The sequence below is a fragment of the Pantoea sp. JV6 genome (genome assembly GCF_025910055.1).
Taxonomy (GTDB): domain Bacteria; phylum Pseudomonadota; class Gammaproteobacteria; order Enterobacterales; family Enterobacteriaceae; genus Pantoea; species Pantoea agglomerans.
Genome location: NZ_JAPCIM010000033.1, coordinates 1 through 938 on the forward strand (window position 1 = coordinate 1; position 938 = coordinate 938).

Below are 938 nucleotides of genomic sequence, written 5' to 3' on the forward strand. Positions count from 1 at the left end.
GCCAGCTCCGCCACCGCGAACGTCCATACGCCGCTGCTGTTTGCCGTGCTGCTGCCCAGCACCGCGCCCGATTGGTCGCTGATGGTCACCACCGCGCCCGCCGCCGCCGTGCCCTGCAGCTCCGGCGTGCTGTCGTCGGTCAGGCCGCCGTTCAGTACCGCGCCGGTGATGCTTCCCGCATCGTCGTTCGCCTGGTCAATGCTCAGCTCCACGCTGCTGCTGTCCAGCCTGAAGGTTGCGCGCTCGCCGCGGGTTTCGTTCCCCGCCGCGTCCGTCACCTTCACCTGCCAGCTGTGCTCCCCGTCCGTCAGCGTGCCCAGCGCCAGTGTCCAGTTGCCGTCCGCGTCCGCCACCGTGCTGCCTGCCGGCGTGCTGCTGTTGTCCAGATATACCGTCACCGTCGCGCCCGCTTCCGCCGTGCCCTTCAGCACCGGCGCGCGGTCGTCGGTTACCCCGCCGCTGGCGACTTCGCCCTGCACCTCACCCTGGGCGTCCATCAGCGCCGCCACGGCCGCCTCCGGTGCCACGGTGTCCAGCACCACGTTAAACGCGCCGGTCTCCGCCGAGGAAACCCCCGCCGCGTTCACCGCCGTCGCCGTCAGGTCATAGCGGCCGTCCTCGCCCAGCGCCGCCGTGGTAATGCTCCAGCGGCCGTTGTCATCCGCCACGCCCGACCCCGCGTTTACCCGGTTGCCGTCCGCATCCGTGGCCCACACGATGACCGTCAGCCCCGCGCCCGCGGTGCCGTTCAGCGTCAGCGTGCCGTCGTTGGTGAACTGGCCCTTCTGCAGGAAGCCGCTGTCCGCGTCTTCGCCCTGGCTGTAGTCGTCCACCACGTTTTCAATCGCCGGCTGCGCCGGGGCGCTGGTCAGGACGCTGAAGTCCCACGCCGCATCCGCCGTGCCGCTTACCTGCGGGCCTTCATTGCCCGCCGCGTC

1 protein-coding gene is annotated in these 938 nt (G+C 70.8%); it reads right to left on the reverse strand.

The window, feature by feature from the left end; genetic code table 11:
* The coding region (locus OK412_RS23400) for an Ig-like domain-containing protein (RefSeq protein WP_264353663.1) at window positions 1–938 on the reverse strand (938 nt) is incomplete at both ends.